The organism is Desulfovibrio sp. JY (genome assembly GCA_021730285.1).
GTDB lineage: Bacteria > Desulfobacterota > Desulfovibrionia > Desulfovibrionales > Desulfovibrionaceae > Solidesulfovibrio.
On the sequence record CP082962.1, the window covers coordinates 1,075,572 to 1,100,643 of the forward strand.

Consider the following 25,072-nt stretch of genomic DNA (forward strand, 5'->3'; position numbering starts at 1 on the left):
GCGAAGCGGCAGCGGACAGCGTGCCTGCGCCCCTGGCAAGCGGCGTGCGTATCGGCGGAAACGGAAATCCTCTAACCAGAGCACGGAGAAACGCATGGAAATTGCAAAAAAACTGGAAAAAATCTGGGTCGTGAACGGCATTGAGCGCAAGCTCATTGTCGATCCCGACGCCTTCCTGTCCGAAGTGCTGCGCGAGCAGATGCATCTGGTCGGCACCAAGGTCGGTTGCGGCAAGGGCCAGTGCGGCGCCTGCTCCGTCATCCTCGACGGCAAGGTCGTGCGCGCCTGCATCACCAAGGTCCGCCGCATCGACAACTTCGCCAACATCACCACCATCGAAGGTCTGGGCACGCCCCAGAACCTGCATCCGCTGCAGGTGGCCTGGGTGGTCAACGGCGCCGCCCAGTGCGGCTTCTGCACCCCGGGCTTCATCATGTCCGCCAAGGGCCTGCTGGACGAAAATCCCAAGCCCACCCGCGAGCAGGTCCGCGACTGGTTCCAGAAGCACAAGAACGTGTGCCGTTGCACCGGCTTTATTCCCCTGGTCGACTCGGTCATGGACGCCGCCAAGGTGCTGCGCGGTGAGATGACCCTCGACATCAACCACAACTTCCCGGCCGACGGCAATATCTTCAACTCCCGTGCGCCGCGTCCCTCCGGCGTGGCCAAGGTCACCGGCCAGTGGGCTTTCGGCGACGACCAGAAGCTCCAGCTGCCCGCCGACACCCTGCACCTGGCCATCGTCGAGGCGCGGGTCTCCCACGCCAACATCAAGGGCATCGACGTCTCCGAGGCCCTGAAGGTGGAAGGCGTCCACAGCGTCATCACCGCCAAGGACGTCAAGGGCAAGAACCGCATCACCGGCCTGATCACCTTCCCCACCAACAAGGGTGACGGCTGGGATCGTCCGATCCTGTGCGACGAGAAGGTGTTCCAGTACGGCGACGCCATCGCCCTGGTCGCCGCCACCTCCGAAAAGATCGCCCGCGCCGCCGCCGAGCTGGTCAAGGTCGACCTGGAAGTCCTGCCGGCCTACATGAACGCGCCCGCGGCCATGGCCGAAGACGCCATCGAGATCCACCCCGGCACCCCGAACACCTACTACAAGCAGGGCCTGGTCAAGGGCGACGATCCCGCGCCGTTCTTCAGCAGCCCCGACTGCGTGGTGGCCGAAGGCAGCTACTACACCCAGCGCCAGCCCCACCTGCCCATCGAGCCTGACGTCGGCTACGCCATGTACGACGAGGACGGCATCCTGCGCATCTACTCCAAGTCCATCGGCCTGTACCTGCACCTGTACATGATCGCCCCGGGCCTCGGCGTCGAACCGGACAAGATCGCGCTGATCCAGCTGCCCACAGGCGGCACCTTCGGCTACAAGTTCAGCCCGACCATGGAAGCCCTCGTCGGCGCGGCCACCATGGCCACCGGCCGTCCCTGCCACCTGCACTACAACTACGCCCAGCAGCAGTACTACACCGGCAAGCGCTCCCCGTTCTGGACCACCGGCAAGGTGGCCGCGGACAAGAAGACCGGCAAGATCAAGGGCACCCAGCACGAGTGGATCTGCGACCACGGCCCCTACTCCGAATTCGGCGACCTGCTGACCCTGCGCGGCGCCCAGTACTTCATGGCCGGCTACGGCATCCCGAACATGCGCGCCGTGGGCTACTGCGTGTGCACCAACCATGGTTGGGGTTCGGCCTTCCGCGGCTACGGTTCGCCGGAGATCATGTTCCCCTCCGAAGTGCTGATGGACGAGCTGGCCCTCAAGGGCGGCTGGGATCCGCTGGAACTGCGCTACGCCAACTGCTACCGTCCGGGCGACACCACCCCGACCGGACAGGTGCCTGATTCCTTCATGTATCCGGAGATGATCGACATCCTCCGGCCCAAGTACAAGGAAGCCCTGGCCAACGCCAAGCGCCACTCCACCGACACCCTGAAGAAGGGCGTGGGCGTGGCCTTCGGCATTTACGGTTCCGGCCTTGACGGCGCCGACTCCGCCGGCTCCGATGTCGAGCTCAACGCCGACGGCACCATCACCATCTTCAACACTTGGCAGGACCACGGCCAGGGTTCCGACCTGTCCACCCTGTGCGTCGCCCACGAGGCCTTAAAGCCCCTGGGCATCCCGGCCTCCAAGCTGAAGATCTTCCTGAACGACACCAGCAAGTGCCCGAACTCCGGCCCGGCCGGCGGTTCCCGCTCCAACGTCCTGGTCGGCAACGCCATCATCAACGGCTGCCAGCAGCTGCTTGACGGCATGCGCAAGCCCGACGGCACGTTCCGCACCTACGACGAAATGGTCAAGGAAGGCATCAAGACCAAGTACAACGGCACCTGGACCCAGCCGGCCACGGACTGCGATCCGGATACCGGCCAGGGCAACCCGTTTGCCTGCTACATGTACGGCCTGTTCATGGCCGAAGTGACCGTGGACACCACCACCGGCAAGACCCAGGTCGACAAGATGACCCTCGTCGAGGACGTGGGAACCCTGACCAACCGGCAGACCGTCGACGGCCAGAACTGGGGCGGTCTCGCCCAGGGCATCGGCCTGGCCCTCACCGAGGACTTCGAGGACATCAAGAAGCACTCCTCCCTGGCCGGCGCCGGCGTCCCCTACATCAAGGACGTCCCCGACGTCATGGAGCTGATCTACGTCGACTCGCCGCGTGAACACGGCCCGTTCGGCGCGTCCGGCGTGGGCGAAGTGCCGCTGTGCGGTCCGCACCCGGCCATCATCAACGCCATCGCCAATGCCACGGGCGGCGCGTTTGTCCGTCACCTCCCGGCCTACCCCGAGAAGGTGCTCGCCGCCATCAAGGAGCTTGGCAAGTAACTGCAAGGGTCCTATCATTGCCTTAAAAATGGGCGACGGGACGGGCGCGCAAGCGTCCGTCCCGTCGTATCCCACCGGAAGGTCTTCATGAATCAGCAGGAGCTGCGGGACATCGAACACCGGTGCATCGAGGAGGAACAGCCTCGCTGCCAGGCAGCCTGTCCCATCCATGTGGATGTGCGGGCATTCATGGCCAAGATGGCGTCCGGAGACCTCTCCGGCGCGCGCAAGGTCCTCGACCGCACCATGCCCCTGCCGGGCGTGCTGGCCAGGATCTGCGACCATCCTTGCGAAGAGGTCTGCCTGCGCGAGAGCATCGGCGGCCCCCTGGCCATGGGCCATCTGGAACGGACCTGCGCCCTTGGGACCCCCACCGGCGGCAAACCCATGTGCATGCCGGCCAAGGGCAAATCCGTGGCCGGACTCGGCGGGGACTTAAGCGCCCTGACCCTGGCCTGGGACCTGGCCAAGAAAGGCTACGCTGTCACGCTGTTAGTCCCCGGGGATGCGCCCGGAGGCGCTCTGCGCGACCTGCCCTCCGACATCCTGCCGCCCGAAGTCCTGACCGAGAGCCTGGACATCCTCGGCCGCATGGGCGTGACCGTAAAGACCGGACAGACCCTTTCCGACGATCTCCTCACCGAGGTCCGACAACATTTCGACGCCGTCTACGTGGAGTGCGCCGGGGACAATCCGCTTGGCCGCAGCCGCGCGGACGTCGATCCCGTGACCCTGGCCTACGGCCCCGAAGGCGTCTTCTGCGGCGGCTGGCCCGCCCCGGACGGCAACCGCTCCGTCATCACCCTGGTGGCCGACGGCCGCCGGGCCGGCGCTTCCGTGGACCGCTTCATTTCCGGCGCGACGCTGACCACAAGCCGGGAAAAGGAAGGCGTGGTCGCCACGCGCAGCTTCACCAGCCTCAAAGGCATTGCGACCGCGGCGCGCAGCGACCCCGACGACCCCGTCGCCGGCTACGCGCCAGAGGCCGCCAAAGCCGAGGCCGCCCGCTGCCTCCACTGCGACTGCATGGAATGCGTCAAGGTCTGCGAATACCTGAAGCACTACAAGGGCTATCCCAAACTCTACACCCGGCAGATCTACAACAACCTTTCCATCGTCCTCGGCAACCACTACCTGAACCGCATGATCGACTCGTGCACGCTGTGCGGGCTGTGCACCGAGATATGCCCCGAGGACTTCTCCATGGCCGAACTGTGCCTGGACTCGCGCCGGGATATGGTCAAGCGCGGCAAGATGCCGCCCTCGGCCCACGAGTTCGCCCTGGAGGATATGGCCTTTTCCAACGGCCCGGACTGCGCGCTTGTCCGCAAGGAGCCCGGCCGGGACGCCTGCGCCCACCTCTTTTTCCCGGGCTGCCAGCTGGCCGGCGAACCCGATGGCCGCATTCCCCAGGCCTACGCCTTTCTGCGGGAAAAGCTCGACGGCGGCGTGGGCCTGGCCCTTGGCTGCTGCGGCGCGCCCGCGCTCTGGGCCGGACGCCAGCCCCTCTTCGAAGAGGTCGTGGCCGCGTTCAAGGCCCAGTGGGAGGCCCTCGGCAAGCCGCGCCTCATCACGGCCTGCTCCTCCTGCCTGTCCGTCTTCCGGCAGGCCGCCCCGGAGATTCCGGCCGTCTCGCTGTGGGAGGTCATGGAGGCCGAGACCGGGCTGCCCGAAACGACCGGCTTTTCCCCGGCCGCGCCGGTGGCCGTCCACGATTCCTGCACCTCGCGCCATAACGAGCCGCTCCAGACCGCCGTTCGCGCGATTCTGGCCAAACGCGGCGTCGCCTTCGAGGAACTGCCGCTCTCCGGCCGCTACACCGAATGCTGCGGCTACGGCGGACTGGCCGGCAACGCCCATCCGGAGCTGGCCAAGGCCATCACCGAACGCCGCGCCGCCGCCTCGGACAAGGACTTCCTCGCCACCTGCGCCATGTGCCGCGACCGGCTCTCCCACGTGGGCAAGCGGGCCTACCACCTGCTCGACATCCTCTTCCCCGGCGACGCGACGGATGATCCGGCCACGCGGCCCGATCCCGGCTTCTCCATGCGCCACGAGACCCGAGCCCGTCTGCGCCGCCAGCTTCTGGCCGCGGTCTGGAACGAACAGGTCGACGCCAAGGCCCCTGCGGGACCGGATTTCGTGGTCAGCCCGGAAGTGCGCGCCCGCATGGAAGCGCGCCACATCCTCGACGACGACGTGAAACGCACCCTGGCCCATGCCGAAACCACCGGCCGCAAGTTCCTCGACCGGGAAACCGGCCATTTTCTGGCCAGCTTCACGCCGCACCGCGTCACCTACTGGGTGGAATACGTGATGGAAGGCGATGTCGCCCGGGTCTTCACCACATACAGCCACCGCATGTCCGTGAACAATGTCGGGAAGTAGAAGCGGGGACGCCTCCGGCGGCCAGGGGGAAACTTTTTGAAAAAAGTTTCCCCCTGGACCCCCTTCAAAAACTTTAAAGAGAATTTGTAGCTCCAACCTATTTAACACCGTATGGGGGGTCCGGGGGGCCCTCGGCCCCCCGGTGGGGTGGTCCAGGAGGGGCAAAGCCCCTCCTGGCCGCCGGAGGCGCCACACACGCCATGGCAGAATCGCTTGTTTACTTGCCGCAGTCCGGCGACTGGACGTGCGCCGGATGCGGCGGTCCCTTGGAGCCCAAGGAGACCGACGTCACCTATCTTGAAGGCGGCTTCAACATCACGCTTTTGACCTGTCCCAAGTGCAACATGGCCTTGCTCCCGGAGTATGTGGCCATGGGCAAGATGCTGGAAGTGGAGCAGTTGCTGGAGGACAAGTAGTGCCGGGCTGCGTTGCGCCCTATGAGCGAGAAGATTTCCGGGAAGTCGTCGGCGAGGCCTTGCGCCCCGGCGGGCTGGCCCTGACCGGACGGGCGCTTGCGGCCTGCCGGTTTGCTCCGGGGGCCAGGGTGCTGGACCTTGGCTGCGGCCCCGGCGCGAGTCTGGCCTTTCTCACCGAGGCGAAACTGACCGCTTTCGGCCTCGATGCCTCCTCTTTCTTCACGCGCCAGGCCGGCCGCATCGTTCCCGTGGTGCAGGGACTGGGACAAGCCCTGCCTTTCCGGGAGGAAAGCCTGGACGGCGTGCTGTGCGAATGTGTGCTTTCGGCCTCGGGCGACGGGCCGGGGTGTCTGGCCGAGATCGCCCGGGTGCTGCGGCCGGGCGGACTGCTCCTCGCCACCGACCTGTACCTGCGCCAGGGCGCGCCCCTTGGCGAGGCCGGCGCGGGCTGCGCCGCCGGGGCGGTTACGCGCGAAGCCCTGGCCGTCATGTTCGGCGCGGCCGGATTCGCCCTGCGCCTGTTCGAGGACCACACCAAATTGCTTACGGAGCTGGCCTGCCGCCTGACCTTCGCCCTGGGTTCGGCGGCAAGCGTCGTGTCCCTGCTGACCGGCCGCGATCCGGCCTGCGCCGGCCAGGGGACGCCGCGCCCGAAACTCGGCTACTGCCTGTGCATCGCCGCCAAGGAGTCCTTATGAACCCCGCGCTTATGGAGATCATGCCCCTTGCCGCCAAGAATTACTGTTGCAGCCAGATTCTCGTGCTTCTGGCCCTGCGCGCCCAGGGGGTGGAAAACTGGCCCCTGGTGCGGGCCGCCGCCGGCATCTGCCACGGCATGGAAGCGGGGCTGACCTGCGGCATCCTGACGGGAGGCTGCCTGGTTCTCGGCCTCTACGCCGGCCGGGGACGCGAGGAAGAGCTGGCCCATGAGAAGTCGGACCTCCTCATCACCGAATTCGTGGACTGGTTTCGCGAGAAGGCCACCGACATGTACGGCGACATCACCTGCCAGGCCATCCTGAGCGAGGGCAAGCCCGACGCCAGCCGTTGCGGCGGGCTCATGTCCGAGGCCTGGGACCAGATCCTCACCATCCTGTCAGAAGCCGGCATCGACCCGTCCGAGCCCAGGGAGTGATCGTGTCCGAATCTTCCGGCGCCTATCCCACCATGAGCCTGTGCCCGATCTGTCTGCGTCGGGTGCCCGCCCGTCGCGAGGTCGACGGCGCGGACGGTTACGTGGTCAAGACCTGCCCCGAGCACGGCGAATTCCGCACCCGGTTCTGGCACGGGCCGCCGGCCATGGTCGGCTGGAACCGGCCCAAGGTCCCGGGCAATCCGCCGCCGATACTCACCGAATCGCGCCTGGGCTGCCCCCATGACTGCGGTCTGTGCCCGGAGCACGCCCAGCACACCTGCACCGCGCTTTTCGAGATCACCGGCCGCTGCAACCTGGCCTGTCCGGTCTGCTTCGCCACGGCCGGGCAGACGCCCCCGCCCAATCCCGGGCTTGACGTCCTGGCCGAACGCTTCGCCCGCATCTTCGAGGCCACCGGGCCGGTCAATGTCCAGCTCTCCGGCGGCGAACCCACAGTGCGCGATGATCTGCCGGAGGTGGTTGCCGCCTGCCGCAAGGCCGGATTTTCCTTTGTGCAGCTCAACACCAACGGCCTGGCCCTGGCCGCCGACCCGGGATTGGCCGGACGTCTGGCCGATGCCGGCCTCGTCTCGGTCTTTCTCCAGTTCGACGGCGACGACGACGCCTGCCGGGTGCTGCGCGGGAGGTCGCTTTACCAAACCAAGCTCGCGGCCATCGACGCCTGCGTGGAAGCGAACATCGGCGTGGTTCTGGTCCCGACCGTGGCCCCGGGCATAAACGACGGCCAGCTCGGCGACATCGTGCGTCTGGCCCGGTCCAAGGCCCCGGGCGTGCGCGGCGTCCATTTCCAGCCCGTAAGCTCCTTTGGCCGTTATCCCTGGGCCGCCGGCCCCACCGAACGCGTCACCCTGCCGGACCTGATGCGCGGCCTGGAAGAACAAACGGACGGCATGATCCGGGCCGAGCACTTCCACCCGCCGGGCTGCGAACATTCGCTGTGCTCCTTTTCCCAGCCCTACTTCCTCGAGGGAGATGCCGGGCTACGGCCGGCCCCGACGTCGGGCCAAACCTGCTGCTCCCCGTCGCCCCCCATCGCCGCCGACGAAGGGGCACGCCGCTCCAGAAACTTCGTGGCCCGCCAATGGGCCGCGCCGACAGACGCCCCGAAGCAAAGCGGCCCCCTGGACGATTTCGACCGCTTTCTGGCCGACGCCGCCACGGCCCGGCGCTTCACCGTCTCGGCCATGGCCTTTCAGGACGCCTGGACTCTCGACCTCGAACGCACGCGCGGCTGCTGCATCCACGTGGCCACGGCCGACAACCGGCTCATTCCCTTTTGCCTCTACAACCTGACGGCGGCCGACGGCCGCACGCTCTACCGGGGGCACGACGGATGCGTCTAAGTCCCGTCGACGCTCTCGTTGCCGCCGGGCTGGGCCGGCCGGACGTTCCCCCGACGCCCCAGGCCTTGCTGGCCTGGCGGCTGGCCGCCCTTTCCCGGGCCGTGCGCCATGCCGCCGCCGCCCCCTTCTACCGGGAACGCCTGGGCAACCTGCCGCCGGGTTTCCCCCATTTCATCGAGGAATTCGAAACCCTGCCTTTCACCCTGGCTTCCGACCTGACCGAGGCCCATGCCCGGTTTCTGGCCGTTTCCCAGGACGACGTGGCCCGCATGGTCACGCTTTCCACCTCCGGCACCACCGGCGCACCCAAGCGCGTGGCCTTCACGTCGGAGGATATAGAAGACATCCGCCACTTCTTCCACATCGGCATAAGGACCCTGGTCGAGCCCGGGGACACCGTGCTCATCCTCATGCCCGGGCTGCGCCCGGACAGCATCGGCGACCTGCTCTGCCAGATTCTGCCGCGCCTGGGGGCGAAGGGGGTCCTTGGCGATCCCACGGGCGATCCGGCCGTCCTGGCCGCCGACCTGCGCCGGCTGCGCCCGCAAACCCTCGTGGCCGCGCCGTCCCAGATCCGCCGGGCCATCGACGACCCGGAGGTCTGCGCCGCGGCCCGGGACTGCCTGCGCACCATCCTGCTCTCGGCCGAGGCCCTGCCGGACGGCTGGAAGACGCTTTTGGCCGGGCGCTTCGGGGCCACGGTCTTCGACCACTACGGCGCAACCGAGATGGGCTACGGCGGCGGCGTCGAATGCGAGGCGTTTCACGGCTACCACCTGCGGGAAACCGAAATCTATTTCGAAGTGGTCCACATGCTCACCGGCGATCCCCTGCCCGATGGGGAGGTGGGCGAGGTGGTCTTCACCACGCTGACACGGCGCGGCATGCCCTTTGTGCGCTATCGCACCGGCGACGCCGCCGCCATGCTTCCCGGCCCCTGCCCCTGCGGCAGCAAACTGCGACGCCTGGGGCCCATCCTCGGGCGCATCGTCCACGGGCCAGACGGCCCGCAACTGACCCATCCGGCCAAGGGAGCGGCCAACCGCCCATGATCGAACTTATCGACATCATCAATACCACTCTGGCCGAAGGCCGCCCTGTGGTCGCGGCCACCATCGTCACAAGCGTTGGCTCCACCCCGCGCACCGCCGGCTCCAAGATGCTCATCTTTCCCGACGACAAGATCGCCGGCACCGTGGGCGGCGGGCTGGCCGAGGGCCAGGTCATGGCCGCCGGGGCCGAGGTGCTGGCCTCGGGCGTCTCCCGGCTCATGGATTTCGACATGACCGGCCAGGCCTCCAAGGGCGCGGACCTGATCTGCGGCGGCCGGATGCGCGTGTTCCTCGAACGCCTGGACCCGGACGCGGCCACGAAACGCCTTTTCGCCGCCCTGGCCGAGACGTTGGCCAAGAGCGAACCCTGCCTCGTGGTCACGCCCCTGGAACCCGCCCCCGGGGACGATGCGGGCCGCTGCCTGCTGCTCCCGCAGGGCGACATCGTGGGCAGCGATCCCGGCCCGATGGTTTTGCAGGCCGCCCGGGAAAGGGCTCGCGCCATCCTGGCCCCGGTGGTCATGGAAACAGGCGGCCGGCGTTTCTTCCTGGAACCGGCCCTGGCCCAAAGTCCGCTTGTCATCTGCGGCGGCGGGCACGTCAGCCGGCCCACCGGCCAGATCGCGGCCATGGTGGGCTTTCGGGTGACGGTGCTCGACGACCGGCCGGAATTCGCCGCGCCGGAGCGCTTTCCCTTTGCCGCCGAGACCGCCGTCATCGACCCGGCCAAGGGCTGGCTGACAGGCCGGCGCATCGGCGAAAACGATTCCATCGTCATCGTCACGCGCGGCCACGCCCACGACTACGACGCGCTGGCCGAAGCGCTCCGCACCCCGGCCGGCTACATCGGCATGATCGGCTCGAGCTCCAAGCGCGACGCCATCTACGACCGGCTCCTTGCCGCCGGATTCACCCGCGACGACATCGCCCGGGTCAAAAGCCCCATCGGCCTCCCCATCGAGGCCGAAACCCCCGAGGAGATCGCGGTGAGCATCGTGGCCGAACTGATCGCCTGCCGCGCCGCCAGAAGACCATGACCACCGACACGACCTTTCCCGACACCTGCGCCTGCATCCTGGCCGGGGGGCTTTCCTCGCGCATGGGCGCGGGGTTCAAGCCCCTGCTTACGCTTGGCGACCGGACCGCGCTGGCCCTTTTGGCCGACACGTTCCGCCGGACGGGGATCACCGACATCATCGTGGCGACCGGGCACCGGGGAATCGAGGTAACGGCCGAAGCGACACGCATCGGCATACGAAGCGTATACAATCCGGAGTACGAAACCGGCATGTTTTCCACCGTCAAGACGGCCCTTGCCGCCGTGCCGGAGCACTGCCGCCGCATCTGCCTGACGCCGGTCGATATCCCCCTGTTCCGGCCGGCCACGATTGCCCGGCTCGTGACGCGCCTTGGCGAGCCGGACGCCCCGCCGGTCGTCTATCCGGTCTTTTCCGGCGAGCGCGGCCATCCGCCCTGCCTGGACGCCCGCGTCATCCCCACGGTCATGGCCCACGTCGGCAACGGCGGCCTGCGCCAGGCCCTGGCCTCTTTCCCTTTCGAGGAAGTGCCGGTCGCCGACGCCAACATCCTGGCCGACATGGACACCCCCGAGGACTACGCCGTGCTGCGCTCCCTGGCCGATCGCCGGGACATCCCCACACCGGCCGAGGCCGAGGCGCTTTTGGCCATCGAAAAGGTCCCGCCCCAGGGACTGGCCCATGCCCGGGGCGTGGCCGCCGTGGCCGAGGCCCTCGGCCGGGCGCTCAATGCCGCCGGGTCCGACCTCGACATTCCCCTTATAAAGGCCTCGGCGCTCCTGCACGACGTGGCCAAGGGACAGCCACACCATGAAGCCGCCGGCGGCAGGCTGCTGGCCTCCCTCGGTTTCGACGCCGCCGCCGCCATCGTCGCCGCCCACCGCGACAGCGACCTGCCGCCGGACGCGCCCATAACCGAACGCGAAGTCGTCTACATCGCCGACAAGTTCGTCTTCGGCCGCTGGCTGGTGCCGGTCGCCGGACGTTTTCAGCAAAAGCTCGACCTCTTTGCCGGCAATGCCGACGCCACCGCCGCCATTACCCGCCGCCGGGAAAACGCCTTGCGCGTGCTCGCCCGCATCGAAACCGCCGTGGGACAGCCCGCCGAAGCGATCATCGATGCGGCCGGCTTCCGTCCCGGCCCGCCCCCGGCCCAGGCCTATGCCGCCGCGGCCGCCCGCCGCGCGCCCGCGAGCGCTTCGGGTCCCACCTCCCCGAGGCATTGACGCAAGCGGCCAAAAGCTGAGATTATCCGAAAACCGGCTGCATCGAAACGACGCGGCCGGGAAAGGGGATTATTGCCATGGACGCCGTAGGTTTCGACGTGCTGCGCCGGGCCGTGGCCAGTTGCGGGCTGGCTTCGGATACCGGACGCGGCCTGGACGTGCTGCTGTCGCGTTTTCTCGACGCGCTGACCGATCTGCCGGCGTTGCATCATGCCGCCGTGGTGCTGGCCGATGCCGAAAGCCGGCCGGCCATCCGGGCCAGACTCGGCGTGCCCGATGTGGGCATGGTGCTGGCCGCCGCCCTGGAGCGGGGACCGGGGGCCCGCACGGCCCGGGTTCTTCGGGCCGGAGCCACGCCGCTCGTGGCCGACGCCGACGGCAATGTCGCGGCGACGCGGGAGGAAGCGGCCATGCTGGCCGCGCCCATCCTGGCCGGCGCCTGGCGGGAGGAAGGCGCGCCCCAGGGCTGGTTTTTCGTCGACGGCCTGCTTGGCCGCGATGCCCCGCTGGCCGACGATCTGCGCCTGCTGACGCTTCTCGCCGACCTCCTCGGCCGCATGGCCGACATGGCCGCCACGGCCGCCGGCCGTACCCTGGACATGGCCCGGGAAGTGGCCTTTTTGCGCTCCAAGGTGTCCTTGCGCCACCAGCATGTGTTTTCAAGCGGCACGAGCCAGGCCCTGGAAGTGCTGCGCGGCGCGGTGACCCGGGCCGCCGTGTCCAAGGCCCCCATCGCCCTTCGCGGCGAACCCGGCTCGGGACGCGGGGTTCTGGGCCGCCTCATCCACGAACTTTCTCCCCGGGCCGTGCATCCCTTTGCCGTCTTCAACGCCGCCAGCGCCGACAAGCCCATGGAACGCCTGTTCGGCAGCGCCCGATCCCTTGGGCCCGCGGTCAAGCCCACTGTCGCCGGCCCCGGCCTGATCGAGGAAGCCGACGGCGGCACGCTGCTGATCCGGGAGGCCCACCGCCTGCCGCCGGACGTGTGCGAACGGCTCGCCCGTTTTTGCACGGCCGGACGCATGGCCCGCCTGGGCGGGGCCCGGGAACGCCGCGTGGACACTCGCCTTTTTTTCGCCGTGCCCGTCGGCGGCCTGAACCAGGAACTGGCAGCCGCCCTGTCGCCGGAGGTCATCGTCGTGCCGAGCCTGCGGGAGCGCCGGGAAGACATCCCCGCCCTGCTCGATGACCTGATGGCCCGGGAAGTGGCCCGGGGCGGACGCCGCCTGACGCTGACGCCCAAGGCCCTCAAAGCCCTGGAAGGCTACGACTGGCCCGGCAACATCCGGGAGATGGAAGGGCTCGTGGCCCGTCTGGCCGTGACCGCGCCCGAAGACCGCATCGACATCGCCGACATCCCGCCCGAAATGCTGGCCGAGGGCGACCGGCCGCCGGTGCTGCCCGAGGACGCGGCCGAACTGCGCGACATGGAGCGCCAGCAGGTCTTAAACGCCCTGACGCGCCACGGCTGGGTGCAGTCCCGGGCCGCCCGCGAACTCGGCCTCACCCTGCGCCAGATCGGCTACCGTATCCGCAAATACGGCCTCACCAAAGAAGAGGCGGATGTATAAGAGAGGGCAAGAGAATGCGAGAGGGGAAACCCTTTAAAAAGGGTTCTCCCCTCTCGCGCTCTCCCCTTCCTAAAGTTTATAGCGATAACATCCCATCACTATTGAAAGTCTTTGGGAGGGGGGTCTGGGGGGAACCCTTTCTACAGAAAGGGTTCCCCCCAGTTCCGTGTTCCCCCGGGAGGACATCATGTCGCAGGGTGTGAAGGACTTCGTGGACGTGCTGTTCAAGCTCGCCATCGTCGCCGGCATCGCGGCCTTCTTGTACATCTACGCCGGCACGCGTTCCGTGGGCCGCTACCAGTACATCGCCAACGGCGAACTGGAATACGTCATGGACACCACCACCGGCATCATCTACCAGGGCGGCTCGTCCATGAACCACATCACCGGCCAGGAGACGCTGGGCGACAAGGCACGGGAGCCCCTGGGCGGCAAGGCGCGTCGGTAACGCCTTCTATGCCATTAATAATATAAGTTATTATTAACAGTTCTGATTGTCGGGCCAACAGCCCGATGCTAGGTTCCCGCAGCCGGGCCGCAAAGGCCCGGGTCACGGCCGACGGCGTCTCTCCCCTTGCCGGGTGAAGAAAACGGGCTTGCGGCCGGAAAGGAGCCTCACATGCACCGCGCCGATCCCTCCTGCCTGTTCTATCTCGGATTCGACGATACCGACACCAAGGATTCGCCCAAGGGCACGGGCCGCACCATCCGCGATTTCTGCGGCGGCCTCGGGTCCGGCTACAAACTGCTGGCCGTGTTGCGCCACCAACTGCCGCGCCTGCCCGAAATTCCCTTCACCAGCAACAACAGTTCCGCCTGCGCCGTGCTGGAAGCGGAGACGCCGGACCTCGCCCGGCCACTTTTCGACGCCGCCGCGGACTTCCTGGCCCGGGAAGCGCCGGAAGGCAGTGATCCCGGGGTGTGCCTGGCCAGCCGGGGGCAGGTCGACCAGGGGCTGGTGGATTTCGCCCTGTCATGCAACGCCGGCAAGGTCGATCAGGCCGGGGCCATGGCCGCCGCCGGCGGGGTGCTTCTGGCCGGGGTCGGCGGCACCTGCGACGGCATCATCGGCGCGACCGCGGCCGTCGGCCTGACGCGCCACGGCTGGTGCGGCCGGTTCATCGAGCTCGGGTCCATGCGCGACCTGCCGGACCTCGTCGACGTGGCCGCCTTGGAGGCGCTCGGCATCCAGGTCGTTTCCGTGGACCGTGACCCGCTTGTTCCCCAGCCGGCCGATGTCGTGGCCACGGGCGGCTGGCTGCGCCCGTCGTTGTGGGCCGGGCGGCCCGTGCTCCAGGTGCTCGCCGACGGTCCCGGCCGCTGGGGCACGGCCCTGACCAAGCGGAGCAAGGCGGCGGCTTAGCGGATATTACCCAAAACGTGCCGGGGGAAAACCTTTCCTGACGACAGGTTTTCCCCCAGTCCCCCTTTCCCAAGACGCCTTTCCCGGGAAAAGGCGGCGGGAGAACCCGCCTGAAGCGCCACTTGGAAGGAGCGCGCGCGAAAGTGAAAAGCTTTCCCGCGACCCGCCGTCAGGACGCGCTTTTCTCGTTGTAGCGCCCGACAAAGGCCAAAAGAGCTTTGGCCTGCCGCTCCATGTAGGCCACCCAGGCCTCCAGCACCTCGCGCCCTTCCGGCGTCACGGCATAGACCCGCTTGGCCGGCCCCGTGCCCGTGGCGTCCCATTGCGACGACACCAACCCTTCCTCCTCCATCTGCCGCAAATGCCGGTAGATCATGCCCGGCGCGGCGTCCCCTTTGAGGAAACCGTATTCTCCGATATGCTGCAACAGCTCGTAACCATAGGATTTTCCATCAAGCAGGGCCATGAGAATCGATGGCTGCACATACCGGTCGGGCTTGTTTGGCCCAATCTTCTCCGACATCGGGAATCCTCTCTTGACATAGATGCTTTAAGTACATATATCCAAAACAACATCACAGACCATCCAACGAATCGTGGAGGTGACCCATGTCCAAGATCTTCGCACGGCAGCGCCGCAAGGTTGAACAGGGCGAAAAGAGGCCTCGCTACCGCGTCGTGGCCGCCACAGGCGACCTCAAGTTCTTTGCCGAACACATCCGGCAGCGCGAACTCGAAGCCATCGCCCAGTCGGTGGGAGCCGAAATCATCTATCTGCCCACGGATGCGACGGGTGCCGGCGGACACAAGCACGTCTAGGCCGCCCCGCCCACAAAGCACGCAACAGCCCAACCGCCTCATACACCGCGGGTTTCGGGACGCTCAGCCGTCCCGGAACCCGCGGTCGCGTTGTGGGGCCACCGCGAAAAGGCCGCCGGCCTAGTCTTCCTTGTAGATCACCGTACCGACCTGCTCGCCGTCGAGGGCCGCCAGGATATGCTCCGGATGACGCAGGGCGTCGATGATCTGGAACTGCTTGATGCACTTGGCGTGCTTGAGGAAACGCAGCACCGGGCGCTCCACGATCAGGTCGTCGAGATCCAGGGCGATCAGTTCGTCCACGGTCAGCCGGCCGTAGTATTCGAGCTTCTCCCCGTCCTTGGCCTTCTTGGGATCGCCGCTGTAGAGCCCCTTCTCGTCCTTGAGATAGATCAGGGACTTCGCTCCGATGTTCTCGGCCAAAAGAAACGCCCCGCAGTCCGTGCGGTGGGGCGGGATCATCCCTTCCTCGGCCGGATGCTCGAAGAACCCGTAGGGCGGAATGCCGGGGGTGATGGGCAGGTACCCGAGCTGGCAGAACATGGTCAGCTGTTCCAGGTGGTCGCCGTGGCCGATGCGCACCCCGCCGTGCTTGGACAGCAGCACGGACAGGATCTCGGCGTTCTGGGAGGCCACCTTGTCCCCGAGCTTGGAGAGCACGCCCGTGGGCATGCCGAGCTCCAGCCCGATATTGTAGATGTGCCGCGCCCGGGTGCCGCCGCCGGTCATGAGGATCATCTTGTGCTTTTCCTTGGCCGTAAGCAGTACGTCCAGGATGGGCAGCAGGGCCTTGGCCCCCCGGTCCATGATGGACTGGCCGCCGATTTTCAGCACGTTGACGTCGGGGTGCATGCGAAACACCTCACCCCGGTTCTGGCCGGACAGCAGCTTGCGGCTGACCAGCGACTCCCCCATCAGCGGCGAGTCGATGTGCAACCGTCCACCTTCCTGCGTTTCCTTGATCAGCTTGCTCATGGAGTCCCTCGCTTGGTTGTCGACGAAAATAGGTCTACACAACCTATATATCCTCAAACATCATAGGGCAAGCGAGAGAATACAAACTTCCGCCGCCGCTTACCCGCCAAGGGTCATGGCATACAGCCTGGCCAGCATGTCGCCGGGCAGCCGTGTCCGCCACGTGCCGGCCATATGGGCCGCGACATAGGCCAGGGCGAACACGCCGCAAGCCCCGGCGGCCGTGAGCCACCACGGCGCGGGCCGCCCCAGGAAGCCGAAACGCACGGCCGAGGCCTTTTGGGGACAGGCAATGACGCACGAGGCGCAGCCGCTGCACTCCATGGGGCGCGGCCCGGCCGTTATGGGCAGATCCATGGGGCAGACCTTGCGGCAACGACCGCAGCCCGTGCAACGCTCTGGGTCACGCACCAGGGACGTTGGGCCGATTTTGGCCAAAAGCCCGAGCAACGCCCCGTAGGGGCACAGCCAGCGGCAAAACGAGCCGCGAAAGACGACGCCCAACACGAACAGGCAGCCCAGCACGATCAGGGCGATCATGCCCGGATGCAGGAAGAAGAGCAGCATCCTGGCATCGGCCGTGAGGTTGTAGGACGAGCGCACGAACTGTTCGATGGACGCCGCGTCCATGCCGAAAAAGCTCGTAAAGAGAAAAAAGGCCAAAAGCAGGTACTTGGGCGCGCGAAGCATGGCCTCGAGCCATCCCGGCAGCGACCGGGCCAACCCCAGTCGCTGGCCGAGCCGCCCCAGCCGGGTAATGACGAAGCCCACCGGGCAGACGTGGCCGCAAAAGGCCTTGCGAAAGAAAAAGGCCATGGCCAGGGCGGCCAGAAAGATGGTCAACCCGGCCGGATGCACCGGGTCCCAGGTGCCGGTCGCCAGGGCGTGGCGCGCGCCGAGAAGCGCGCTTATGGGCAAAAAGCCCTCCACCCCGGCCGGGCGCGCCGCCTCGGGGCCGGCTCCCACGGCGTAGCGACAAAAAAGGATGAAGCGCCAGCCCACGTACAGGCTGGCCAGGAAAAAGAACCACTGGGGAATACGGGACCAAAACGACGGGGAAAAACGCTGTGACATGGAGAAAGCTCTGGGCGAAACGCCCGGGACGAGGTTGCAAAAACGACGGGGACACAGGGCTTAGCGACAAACATCCTTTCCATCCCCGAACCGCCCGGAGACTACACCATCCCCCGCTCCCCGCTGTCAGCTCCCCGACAGTCGCCTCGCATCGTGCGCTTCCCTTTCCCCCAAAAAGTATCTTCCCACCCCCCTTATAAAAGTTTTGGGGAGGGGAGAGCGCGAGAGGGGAACCCTTTTTTCAAAAAGGGTTCCCCTCTCGCACTTTTTCTCTTCCCTCAAATATTACTTCGGCGCGGTATCGGACAGCACGCCGCGTAGCGTGCGCCACAATTCCTCGGCGGTGAACGGCTTGGTGAGGTAGGAACTGACCCGGGCCTCGCTGGCCTCGGCCATGTTGGCGTCGAGGGACTCGGCCGTGACCATGACGAAAGGGGTATCGGACAGCACGCCGTCGCCCCGCACCTGGCGCAGCAGGTCGATGCCCTTCATGCCCGGCATGTTCCAGTCGGAAATGATGCAGTCCACGGGGCTTTTCGCCAGAACGTCCAAGGCCTGCCGGCCGCCGGCGGCTTCCAGCACCTCGGTCCCGCCGTCGGCGCGAAGCATCTTGCGGATGATGCCCCGCATGACCTTGGAGTCGTCTACGACAAGAACCTTCAGCCGCCTCTCCATTTCGCCGCCGTCACATTTTCCTATTTGCCGCCGTTGCGTACGGCAAGACCTATACGTGCTGTCTTTTCATGAAAAAAGCAAGCCGGACCGCCGTGTGGAACAGCCCGCCGACCGAACAGCGCGGACAAGGACATCGCGATCCGAATCCGGCCGACAACCGACGCGAGGCGTCCTCCCCTGGCGGCCAGGGCGGGCTTCAGGCCTTGGGCCCCACGGATACCGTACACTTTTTCAGAAACAGCGACGGGTTGTACGAGAGCTTGGCCTTGCGCAATCCCTCGTCGCCCAGGTCCTGTTCCCGGTCGACCAGGGCGTAGCCGGCCCCGGCGTCGGCCAGAAACATCTGGCTGATGGCCTGGTACACGCCCTTGAACCCGGGTTTGCCCTTTTCGAAGTGGATGACGAGCATGTCCGGGGTAAGGGCCTCGGCCACGGTGTAGGCGATCATCTCGCCGTCCACGCGCACGGCCCCGCCCATGAGCCCGGGGATGCGGTCCCAGTGTTGCAGCACCCGCATGATGGCCTGGTTTTCGGCCAGGAGCGCGCCCGATTCCTCGGGGTCGCGCCAGGAAAACCACTGGCGCTGCATTTCCAGCGTCTCTTCCACACAATCCGGGGTGAGCGGCTTGTATTCGTAGTCGTAGGTACGCAGAAACTGGTTGAGCAGATTTTTTTTCTTGTGGAACTTGTTGCCCTTGAGCTCGACAAGATCGGACACGTTGTAGACGTAATCGTAATGGTCGCGCGCCTCCTGGTTGGTCACGCGCTCGGGCATGGCCTCGTGCAAAATGGCGCACAACCTCTCGGGCACCCGGATGAAATCGAGCCCCTGGGACAGGCAGGGGCATTCGCTCCAGTCCACGTCCGTCCACGGCCCCACAGGGGCCCAGAAGACCTCGTACGGTTTGGTCTGCAATATCCACACATGGCTTTCGCCGAAGCGCCAGGAAAGCCCGTATTCCTCGGCCCAGCCCCACAGGTTGCCGAAGCTGTAGTCCGACACCTTTTCGGGACAACGGGCCAGACGGTCCAGATATTCTTCCCGGCGGGCCAATGATATTTCCTCGAAACCCTCTCGCATCTCACTTCCTTGGTTTGCCGCCACCCATGCCGAAACGCGCCCAGTTCGCGAACTGGTACACGCACAGGCAGGCCACGGCCTGCACAGCCTGGGAGGCAAACATGGATATCCACACGCCCTCGGCCCGGCCAAGGAGTCTATGCCCCAAGTACACGGCCAACGGCAACCGCACGAGCCAGATCGAGGAACCGGTCACGAAAAGCGTCAGCAGCGTCGCGCCGGCCCCGGTCATGGCCCCGATGAGAATAAGACCGCTGACCGTAAAGGGAATGGCCGCCACGTTGTAACGGAGATATGAGACCGCCTGAATCCGCACCTGGGGATCGGGTGACAGGATGGCCGCCGCATCGGGCAGGAACGGCCACAAGGCGAGTCCCATGAGCGTCACAGCCAAAACGCCTGTGATGACGATGCGATACCCCACCCGCTTGGCCAGGTCCGGCCGTCCGGCCCCGAGCAGGTTGCCGACCAGTATGGAGGCCGTGAAGTTAAAGGCCATGGGCGGCAGAAAAAGCAGCGACTCCACCCGGGCTCCGGCCGCCATGCCGGCCAGGGCGTCGACGCTGCCCGTGGGCAATGAGCCGGTAATGGCGAAAAGCACCAGATAGCCCGTCTGCCACACGATCTGCATGAGCCCCGACGGCCAGGCTACTTTGAGCAGGTAGCCGATGCCCTGGCGGACCCAGCGGCAGGTCGGAAACTCGGCGGCCCGAAGCATCCCCACCCGCAACAACGCCGCGAAATTGAACAGCATCCCGGCCGTGACCGAAATGAATGTCGTCCAGGCCACGCCGGCATAACCGAGATTCGGCAGGCCCCAATAGCCGAGCCCCAGCCCGAAATCGCCGACGGCATTGAGCACGGCGGCCAATCCCCAGGCGTAAAGCGGCACCATGACCAGCTTTTTGGCCCGGAACAGGGCATTGGCGATGTTGAAAAAGGACTGGATGGGCAAAAGCCACAAAAAAACCGTCAGAAAATAGCGGGCTGTCGGCAGCAGGGGGGCCGGGACCTGCAGCAGGGACAGGAAAAGCGACTGGCCGGCCAGACCCAGGATCAAAATGGCCAGGGAGGCGACCACGCCCAGCAGCAGGCACAGCCAGACATAGCGGTTGGCCCGCTGGCGCTTGCCCGCGCCCTCGGACTGGCTGACCGCGGCCACGGCGCCGTTGGCCACAGCCATGGCCACCACCTGGAAAAAAAACATGGCCTGGGTCAGCAGGCCGATGGCGGCCTGGGTCTCACGGCCGATGCGGCCGCCGACGTAGACATCGGCAATACCGATCAGGAAATTGAGAAACATCATAAGGATTTGCGGCCAGGCCAGGGCCCAGATTTCCCGAAATCCGGTGCCCGTGTCCGCAAATCCGCTCTGTCTTGTCATGGAACCCTCGCTTGCGCGCACGCAGGCGTCTGGCGATACGGGACAGCCGGCCCGTGGTCAACTCCCCCTTGGCAGTCACGCCCGGCTAGGGCTAAGGTGAACGGAGCCGGCGCCCTCGGGGGAATCGGCGGGCAAGGGAGGCGTGATGCAGAACATCGAGGCCGTGCAGCGACTGCACCTGTGGCTGGAAACCAAGGACGGCATGCTGCTTGGCCTGGGACGTATCCAGCTTCTGGAACTGGTGGAGGAACTGGGCTCGCTCAACAAGGCGGCCGCGGCCATGGGCATGTCCTACCGGGCGGCCTGGGGCCGCATGAAACAGACCGAAACCGTCATCGGCGACCCGCTGGTCGAGCGCACGGGCCCCAAGAAGGGATTTCGCCTCACCCCGCTCGGCCATGAGATCGTCCGCATGTTCCGCGCCTGGCACAGCGAGGTGGAAGCCTACGCCGTGGAACGGGCCAGAAGCATTTTCCCCTGGTCCACGGAGCCCTTTTCCGAAGACGCCCCCCCGCCGGGCAAGCGCTCCTGAGGCCGGCAGTGTTTTTTAGCCTGCGCATCGCGATCAAGTCGCTCACCACCCACAAGATGCGCACCATCCTGGCCATGCTGGGGGTGTTTCTGGGGGCGCTGGCCTTAACCGGCGTGCTCCATATCTCGCTGGCCATGGAACGCAAGGCCGTGCTGGAAACCGAAAAGCTCGGCCCCAACCTGCTTATGGCCATGAGCGGCAACGTCCGCTTCCGACGCGGGGACATCCGGTCAGACGCCGGCAATACCAAACTGAAGCTGCCCGATGCCATGGCGCTTTTGCGCGGCCTGCCCTCGGTCGTCGGCGGCGTGCCCTACCTGGCCTTCACCTCGCCCATCCGGGCCGGGGACAAAAAAACCATGTGCCAGATCGTGGCCACCTGGCCGGCCTACCCGGCCATTCGCGGCAACCATCCGCAATACGGCCACTTCTTCGACCAGGACGACGAGAACGACAAGGCCCTCGTGTGCGCCCTGGGGCCGACCATCGCCACGCGACTTTTCGGTTCGCCCGAGGCGGCCGTGGGCCAGACGGTCTATATTTTCCGGGCGCGGCTTCGGGTGGTCGGGGTGATGGAGGAAAAAGGCTCGGACGTTTCCGGCACCAACCAGGACGAGCAGATTTTCGTGCCGCTTTCCACCTACATGCGCCGCATGTCCAACAAGAACTACATCCACGGCGTCTATATGCAGCTGGCCGAGGGCACGGATTTCGAGGCGGCCAAGGCCACGGCGCAATATATCCTGCGCCGCCGCCACGACATCAAGACGGAAAAGGGCCAAGCCGACGATTTCCGGGTGCTCACCGCCCGCGACACCATGCAGCTCAAACAGCAGGCCCTGGATCTGGTCCAGACGCTCGGCTACATCAGCTCGTCGCTGTCCTTCGCCATCGGCGGACTCGGCATCCTGTCCATCATGATCCTGCTCGTGCGGGCCAGACGCCTGGAGATCGGCATCCGGCGGGCCGTGGGGGCGCGACGGCGGGACATCATCCGCCAGTTCCTCATCGAATCCGGGGCCATGTCGGCAGTCGGCGGCACGGCGGGCACGGCGGCGGCGCTGCTCCTTCTGGCGGTCATCTACCGGCTCGGGCAGTTCCCGAGCGTCTACAACGCCTGGCTCATCGGCACGTCGCTTTTCGGCTCGGCCGCCCTGGGACTGGTCGCCGGCGCGTACCCGGCCTGGAGCGCGGCCAATGTGGAGGTGTTGCAGGTGTTACGGGATGAGTAGAGGATGCGAGAGGGGGACCTTTTTTGGGAAAAAGGGTCCCCCTCTCGCGCTCTCCCCTCCCAAAAACTTTCAATAATTACCGAGGGATTGGCGGCAACCTTTTGTAACCGCTAAAAGTCTTTGGGAAGGGGGGCCGGGGGGGAACCCTTTCTACAGAAAGGGTTCCCCCCGGTTCATCTTTCAAAGCACCTCTACCGCAGCAAATAAAAGTCCCCCACCGCGATGGCCACACCCATGAGGATGAGCCAGATCACCGACGGCTTTTTCCAGAGCATCAGCAACGCCGAGAGCCCCAGCGTCACCCCGGTCGGCCAGTTCCAGTGCACTTCCTGGCCCAGGAAGATGGCCACGCTGCCCAGCATGCCGATAAACCCCGCCAGCACGCCGGTCACCCCCTTTCGCACCCAGGGATTGTTCCCCACGGAGCCGAAGACCGGCCCGATGGCCACGACCAGGATGAACGACGGGCCAAGAATGCACAACGTGGCCAGACACGCGCCCAAAAGCCCGTGCATCAGGTAGCCGATAAAGGTCGCGGTAATGACCACCGGCCCGGGCGTCACCTGCCCGAGCATGATGCCGGCCATGAGCTGGGTTTCGGTCAGCCAGTGGCTGGTGTGCACGATGTCTTCCAGGAAGATCGGGATGGTGGCGAACCCGCCGCCAAAAGACAGCAGCGACGCTTTGATCATGTACACGGCCAGCTGCCCCATGCGGGGCTCCCACAAAAAGGCCCCCACGGCCGCACCGGCCATGGCCAGGCACAACACGATGATCTTCACGATCAGATGGGTGGGGAACTTCTCCACATCCTCGCCGGCGTCCTGGGCCTTCGGCCGCGGCAGCACGAAAAGCGCCAGCACGGCGCAGCCGCCAAGCACGATCAGCGAGGAAATCTTGAACATGAACAGCGCGAACCCGATGGCGGCCAGGGCCGCCGCGCGCCAGTTCTTGATGCTCACCGCAAACGACATGCGCGCCGCCTGGAGGATGACCACGATGATCACCGCGTCCATGCAGGCCAGCACCGCCTTGACGATCTCCAGGCTGTGATAGGCCACGTACAGCCAGGTAAGGCCGAGCATCATCAGAAAGCTCGGCATGGCCATGCCGGCAAAGGCCACCACGGCCCCGGTGACGCCCTTGTACTCCTGGCCGATGTACCCGGAGAGCTGGAGAATGGTGGAGCCGGGCAGGATCTCCGTCAGGGCCACGCCCCGGCCGAAACGCCGCGAGTCGATGATGCCGCGTTTTAGGACCTCGGCCCGCAGGTAGGGAATAATGGCCGGGCCGCCGAAATTGGTCGATCCCACCCGGAAAAAGAGGCCAAAGAGCTTGAGGAACTCACCCATGGCAGGCCGGCTCCGTGTTGACGGTTCTGGTCTCGGTCGTACCCCTTCAGGCGTTTTTGACAAGTTCCGTTTCCCGGGCGGCAATGGCCGACCACTCGAAGGCGGCGGCGCGCTCGCGAGCAGCCATTACGGCCGCCTCCCGGCATCCGGGCTCGTTTAACACGCACAGCACCGCATCGGCGAAAGCCCGGGTATCCTCGAGCGGCGTTTTGACCATGCCGGTAGGGAAAATCTCGCGGTAAATCGGCAGATCGTAGGCCACCACCGGAAGCCCGCTGGCCATGGCCTCCACCGCCACCTGGCCGAAGCTCTCGTAATGGCTCGGCATGAGGAAACAGCCGGCGGCTTTAAGGAGCCGCACCTTCTCCGCGCCCTGGCGAAATCCGAGCAGGTCCACGTTGCCCGAAAGCCCCGCGTCCTTGATCTCCTGGGTCAGCTTGGCAAACCACCAGTCGCTGCCGCCGCCGATGACCCCAAGCCTGCTTCCCGGCCGGGCGTCGCACACCATCCGCCAGATGCGCACCAGATCGAAAAGCCCTTTTTGCGGATGCAGCCGCCCCAGAAAAATGCCGTCATAGACCGGCGTTTCCTCCACAGGCGAGACACTGTCGAAAAATTCCCTGTCCACGCCCATGGTCACCACGTGCACCTTCTCCGGCTTGGCGCCCATGGCAAGAAGCGAATCCTTGTCCAGGGAATTGAGCACGAGCAGGGTCGCCCCGGCCAAGCGCGCCATGGCCACCGACAGCCACTGGGTGACGTAATAGAGCACGCCGCGCACCGTGGGCAGCCGCTTCTTGCCGCCAAAGACGTTCTCGTAGCCCTTGAAGGGGTTGGGCGCGATGAGAAACACGCAGACCACGAGCTTGGCCCCGGGATTGCGCCAGCGACACAACAAGGCCGGCAACAGGTCGAACAGGAAATCCGACGGTGCGTACACCGCGTCCACATTTTTCGGATACCGCGCGAACGGACAGGTCAAAATGCGCCACAGATAGGTGCGCAGGACGTTCCACAGCCCGTCCGACTCGTCCGAAAACGGCTCCCAGTGCACCTGCCACGAGGCCCGCACGCCCTGGGACTCCAAAACCCCGATCTCCCGCCTGGGCAACAGCAGCAGCAACTCCACCCCGGCGGCCAGCCACCGCTTGGCTATCTCGGCAAACCGGACCTCGCTGCCGTCCCGGTTGCTGGTATTGACCCGACCCATGGCCGGCACGAATATGCGCATGATGTGTGTGAGCCTCCGGCAAGGAGGAGGGAACCGGGGGAGGGAACCCCTTTTTTGAAAAAAAGGGGTTCCCTCCCCCGGACCCCCACCCTCCCCAAAAAACTTTAAAGGGGTTACGATGCACCCTTCTTTCGTTCGTAAAATCCAACACCCTTCGCCCCGAAGGGGCGACGGCGTGGTGGGGGCGGAATTTGTTTGGGACGAGCTTGCCGCGAAGCGGCATGCACCGTCCCGGCAAATTCCGCCCCCATCTTCCAACACTTCCGCCTGACCGCCAGCCAACCCAGCCTCCGCCCAGCCAAAGCACACCGGCCGGGGGG

At 66.0% G+C, this 25,072-nt stretch carries 23 protein-coding genes; 15 read left to right on the plus strand and 8 right to left on the minus strand.

The genetic code is table 11. From position 1 onward, the window contains the following. The first annotated feature begins 94 nt into the window (after nucleotides 1-94). From K9F62_04840 to K9F62_04895, 12 genes are all read left to right on the plus strand, one after another. Nucleotides 95-2,845, plus strand: a complete 2,751-nt coding sequence (locus K9F62_04840) for a molybdopterin-dependent oxidoreductase (GenBank protein ID UJX42016.1) — start codon at nucleotides 95-97, stop codon at nucleotides 2,843-2,845. 87 nt (nucleotides 2,846-2,932) lie between these two features. Further along, complete coding sequence (locus K9F62_04845) at nucleotides 2,933-5,233, plus strand: 4Fe-4S dicluster domain-containing protein (protein UJX42017.1); 2,301 nt, start codon at nucleotides 2,933-2,935, stop codon at nucleotides 5,231-5,233. A gap of 200 nt (nucleotides 5,234-5,433) precedes the next feature. Further along, nucleotides 5,434-5,649 (plus strand): DNA-binding protein, encoded by a 216-nt coding sequence (locus K9F62_04850; GenBank protein ID UJX42018.1) that lies wholly within the window; start codon nucleotides 5,434-5,436, stop codon nucleotides 5,647-5,649. Then, on the plus strand, nucleotides 5,649-6,347 hold the full coding sequence (locus tag K9F62_04855; protein UJX42019.1) for a class I SAM-dependent methyltransferase: 699 nt from the start codon (nucleotides 5,649-5,651) through the stop codon (nucleotides 6,345-6,347). The genes K9F62_04850 and K9F62_04855 overlap by 1 nt, the downstream gene beginning before the upstream one ends. Further along, the gene (locus tag K9F62_04860; protein ID UJX42020.1) at nucleotides 6,344-6,784 is read left to right on the plus strand and encodes a C-GCAxxG-C-C family protein; all 441 of its coding nucleotides are present in this window, start codon (nucleotides 6,344-6,346) and stop codon (nucleotides 6,782-6,784) included. The genes K9F62_04855 and K9F62_04860 overlap by 4 nt, the downstream gene beginning before the upstream one ends. Nucleotides 6,785-6,816: 32 nt before the next feature. Continuing rightward, nucleotides 6,817-8,148: a radical SAM protein gene (locus K9F62_04865; GenBank protein ID UJX43132.1), complete on the plus strand. Its 1,332-nt coding sequence runs from the start codon at nucleotides 6,817-6,819 to the stop codon at nucleotides 8,146-8,148. Next, on the plus strand, nucleotides 8,139-9,200 hold the full coding sequence (locus K9F62_04870; GenBank protein ID UJX42021.1) for an AMP-binding protein: 1,062 nt from the start codon (nucleotides 8,139-8,141) through the stop codon (nucleotides 9,198-9,200). The genes K9F62_04865 and K9F62_04870 overlap by 10 nt, the downstream gene beginning before the upstream one ends. Beyond that, nucleotides 9,197-10,237 carry an XdhC family protein gene (locus K9F62_04875; GenBank protein UJX42022.1) on the plus strand — a complete coding sequence of 347 codons (1,041 nt, stop codon included), beginning with the start codon at nucleotides 9,197-9,199 and terminating at the stop codon, nucleotides 10,235-10,237. Before K9F62_04870 ends, K9F62_04875 begins: the two co-directional genes overlap by 4 nt. Continuing rightward, the gene (locus tag K9F62_04880) at nucleotides 10,234-11,463 is read left to right on the plus strand and encodes an NTP transferase domain-containing protein (GenBank protein UJX42023.1); all 1,230 of its coding nucleotides are present in this window, start codon (nucleotides 10,234-10,236) and stop codon (nucleotides 11,461-11,463) included. The genes K9F62_04875 and K9F62_04880 overlap by 4 nt, the downstream gene beginning before the upstream one ends. Before the next feature lie 77 nt (nucleotides 11,464-11,540). Beyond that, the gene (locus tag K9F62_04885) at nucleotides 11,541-13,034 is read left to right on the plus strand and encodes a sigma 54-interacting transcriptional regulator (protein UJX42024.1); all 1,494 of its coding nucleotides are present in this window, start codon (nucleotides 11,541-11,543) and stop codon (nucleotides 13,032-13,034) included. Between the two features lie 187 nt (nucleotides 13,035-13,221). Continuing rightward, nucleotides 13,222-13,482 (plus strand): hypothetical protein, encoded by a 261-nt coding sequence (locus K9F62_04890; GenBank protein ID UJX42025.1) that lies wholly within the window; start codon nucleotides 13,222-13,224, stop codon nucleotides 13,480-13,482. A gap of 171 nt (nucleotides 13,483-13,653) precedes the next feature. Continuing rightward, a complete protein-coding gene (locus tag K9F62_04895; protein UJX42026.1) occupies nucleotides 13,654-14,397 on the plus strand; it encodes a hypothetical protein in 744 nt (247 codons plus the stop codon). Between the two features lie 169 nt (nucleotides 14,398-14,566). Here K9F62_04895 and K9F62_04900 read toward each other — a convergent pair whose 3' ends face one another. Beyond that, a complete protein-coding gene (locus K9F62_04900; GenBank protein UJX42027.1) occupies nucleotides 14,567-14,920 on the minus strand; it encodes a helix-turn-helix transcriptional regulator in 354 nt (117 codons plus the stop codon). Between the two features lie 86 nt (nucleotides 14,921-15,006). Here K9F62_04900 and K9F62_04905 point away from each other — a divergent pair, with 86 nt between their 5' ends. After that, nucleotides 15,007-15,216 carry a hypothetical protein gene (locus tag K9F62_04905; protein UJX42028.1) on the plus strand — a complete coding sequence of 70 codons (210 nt, stop codon included), beginning with the start codon at nucleotides 15,007-15,009 and terminating at the stop codon, nucleotides 15,214-15,216. A 120-nt stretch (nucleotides 15,217-15,336) separates the two neighbouring features. Here K9F62_04905 and K9F62_04910 read toward each other — a convergent pair whose 3' ends face one another. The 5 genes from K9F62_04910 to K9F62_04930 all read right to left on the minus strand — a co-directional run bounded on the left by K9F62_04910 (nucleotide 15,337) and on the right by K9F62_04930 (nucleotide 20,405). Further along, the gene (locus K9F62_04910; GenBank protein UJX42029.1) at nucleotides 15,337-16,191 is read right to left on the minus strand and encodes a uridine kinase; all 855 of its coding nucleotides are present in this window, start codon (nucleotides 16,189-16,191) and stop codon (nucleotides 15,337-15,339) included. A gap of 99 nt (nucleotides 16,192-16,290) precedes the next feature. Then, nucleotides 16,291-17,265: a 4Fe-4S binding protein gene (locus K9F62_04915; protein ID UJX42030.1), complete on the minus strand. Its 975-nt coding sequence runs from the start codon at nucleotides 17,263-17,265 to the stop codon at nucleotides 16,291-16,293. 285 nt (nucleotides 17,266-17,550) lie between these two features. Then, entirely contained in the window at nucleotides 17,551-17,940 is a 390-nt protein-coding gene (locus K9F62_04920; protein UJX42031.1) for a response regulator, read from the minus strand. Nucleotides 17,941-18,136: 196 nt separating this feature from the next. Next, nucleotides 18,137-19,021: a phosphatidylglycerol lysyltransferase domain-containing protein gene (locus K9F62_04925; protein UJX42032.1), complete on the minus strand. Its 885-nt coding sequence runs from the start codon at nucleotides 19,019-19,021 to the stop codon at nucleotides 18,137-18,139. Between the two features lies 1 nt (nucleotide 19,022). Further along, nucleotides 19,023-20,405, minus strand: a complete 1,383-nt coding sequence (locus tag K9F62_04930; protein UJX42033.1) for an MATE family efflux transporter — start codon at nucleotides 20,403-20,405, stop codon at nucleotides 19,023-19,025. A gap of 145 nt (nucleotides 20,406-20,550) precedes the next feature. Here K9F62_04930 and K9F62_04935 point away from each other — a divergent pair, with 145 nt between their 5' ends. Together K9F62_04935 and K9F62_04940 are read left to right on the plus strand one after the other, a co-directional pair. Continuing rightward, nucleotides 20,551-20,937 (plus strand): LysR family transcriptional regulator, encoded by a 387-nt coding sequence (locus tag K9F62_04935; protein UJX42034.1) that lies wholly within the window; start codon nucleotides 20,551-20,553, stop codon nucleotides 20,935-20,937. Nucleotides 20,938-20,945: 8 nt separating this feature from the next. After that, on the plus strand, nucleotides 20,946-22,169 hold the full coding sequence (locus K9F62_04940) for an ABC transporter permease (GenBank protein ID UJX42035.1): 1,224 nt from the start codon (nucleotides 20,946-20,948) through the stop codon (nucleotides 22,167-22,169). Nucleotides 22,170-22,360: 191 nt separating this feature from the next. Here the strand turns inward: K9F62_04940 and chrA are convergent, their stop codons facing one another. Together chrA and K9F62_04950 are read right to left on the minus strand one after the other, a co-directional pair. Then, complete coding sequence (gene chrA / locus K9F62_04945) at nucleotides 22,361-23,521, minus strand: chromate efflux transporter (GenBank protein UJX42036.1); 1,161 nt, start codon at nucleotides 23,519-23,521, stop codon at nucleotides 22,361-22,363. Between the two features lie 46 nt (nucleotides 23,522-23,567). Beyond that, nucleotides 23,568-24,752, minus strand: coding sequence for a glycosyltransferase (locus K9F62_04950; protein UJX42037.1), 1,185 nt, complete (start codon nucleotides 24,750-24,752; stop codon nucleotides 23,568-23,570). Between the last annotated feature and the right edge of the window lie 320 nt (nucleotides 24,753-25,072).

Coding starts and splice junctions, on each gene's coding strand:
- K9F62_04910 (UJX42029.1), bottom strand. CDS start 16,191: ATGAGCAAGCTGATCAAGGAAACGCAGGAAGGTGGACGGTTGCACATC.
- K9F62_04875 (UJX42022.1), top strand. CDS start 9,197: ATGATCGAACTTATCGACATCATCAATACCACTCTGGCCGAAGGCCGC.
- K9F62_04880 (UJX42023.1), top strand. CDS start 10,234: ATGACCACCGACACGACCTTTCCCGACACCTGCGCCTGCATCCTGGCC.
- K9F62_04950 (UJX42037.1), bottom strand. CDS start 24,752: ATGCGCATATTCGTGCCGGCCATGGGTCGGGTCAATACCAGCAACCGG.
- K9F62_04840 (UJX42016.1), top strand. CDS start 95: ATGGAAATTGCAAAAAAACTGGAAAAAATCTGGGTCGTGAACGGCATT.
- K9F62_04915 (UJX42030.1), bottom strand. CDS start 17,265: ATGTCACAGCGTTTTTCCCCGTCGTTTTGGTCCCGTATTCCCCAGTGG.
- K9F62_04845 (UJX42017.1), top strand. CDS start 2,933: ATGAATCAGCAGGAGCTGCGGGACATCGAACACCGGTGCATCGAGGAG.
- K9F62_04895 (UJX42026.1), top strand. CDS start 13,654: ATGCACCGCGCCGATCCCTCCTGCCTGTTCTATCTCGGATTCGACGAT.
- K9F62_04900 (UJX42027.1), bottom strand. CDS start 14,920: ATGTCGGAGAAGATTGGGCCAAACAAGCCCGACCGGTATGTGCAGCCA.
- K9F62_04935 (UJX42034.1), top strand. CDS start 20,551: ATGCAGAACATCGAGGCCGTGCAGCGACTGCACCTGTGGCTGGAAACC.
- K9F62_04905 (UJX42028.1), top strand. CDS start 15,007: ATGTCCAAGATCTTCGCACGGCAGCGCCGCAAGGTTGAACAGGGCGAA.
- K9F62_04885 (UJX42024.1), top strand. CDS start 11,541: ATGGACGCCGTAGGTTTCGACGTGCTGCGCCGGGCCGTGGCCAGTTGC.
- K9F62_04920 (UJX42031.1), bottom strand. CDS start 17,940: ATGGAGAGGCGGCTGAAGGTTCTTGTCGTAGACGACTCCAAGGTCATG.
- K9F62_04930 (UJX42033.1), bottom strand. CDS start 20,405: ATGACAAGACAGAGCGGATTTGCGGACACGGGCACCGGATTTCGGGAA.
- K9F62_04865 (UJX43132.1), top strand. CDS start 6,817: ATGAGCCTGTGCCCGATCTGTCTGCGTCGGGTGCCCGCCCGTCGCGAG.
- chrA (UJX42036.1), bottom strand. CDS start 23,521: ATGGGTGAGTTCCTCAAGCTCTTTGGCCTCTTTTTCCGGGTGGGATCG.
- K9F62_04860 (UJX42020.1), top strand. CDS start 6,344: ATGAACCCCGCGCTTATGGAGATCATGCCCCTTGCCGCCAAGAATTAC.
- K9F62_04925 (UJX42032.1), bottom strand. CDS start 19,021: ATGCGAGAGGGTTTCGAGGAAATATCATTGGCCCGCCGGGAAGAATAT.
- K9F62_04870 (UJX42021.1), top strand. CDS start 8,139: ATGCGTCTAAGTCCCGTCGACGCTCTCGTTGCCGCCGGGCTGGGCCGG.
- K9F62_04890 (UJX42025.1), top strand. CDS start 13,222: ATGTCGCAGGGTGTGAAGGACTTCGTGGACGTGCTGTTCAAGCTCGCC.
- K9F62_04850 (UJX42018.1), top strand. CDS start 5,434: ATGGCAGAATCGCTTGTTTACTTGCCGCAGTCCGGCGACTGGACGTGC.